The sequence below is a fragment of the Marinobacterium marinum genome, assembly GCF_013868415.1.
Lineage (GTDB): Bacteria > Pseudomonadota > Gammaproteobacteria > Pseudomonadales > Balneatricaceae > Marinobacterium > Marinobacterium marinum.
In genome coordinates this window covers 1-240 of sequence record NZ_JACEMT010000010.1, presented here as the reverse complement: position 1 = coordinate 240, position 240 = coordinate 1, and the positions used below count along the sequence as shown (strand labels likewise).

Annotated in this window: 1 protein-coding gene; it reads left to right on the top strand. The window is 50.0% G+C overall.

Features of this window, described 5'->3' with window-relative positions:
* Positions 1–240: IS3 family transposase (locus H1S06_RS00270; protein WP_255482839.1), on the top strand; the 240-nt coding region annotated here is incomplete at both ends.

Below are 240 nucleotides of genomic sequence, written 5' to 3'. Positions count from 1 at the left end.
ATCAGGCCTTGATGGAACGACATGGCTGCCGGCCCAGCATGAGCCGGAAAGGGAATTGTTGGGATAATGCGGCGATGGAATCATTTTTCAGTCGACTTAAGGTTGAGCTGATCTATGCTGAACAGTATCGGACGATAGAAGAGGCAAAGTCCGGGATTTTCGAATACATCGAAGTATTTTATAACCGCATACGTAGGCACTCGGCTTTGGGGTATGTCAGCCCGGCAGAGTACGAGCGCA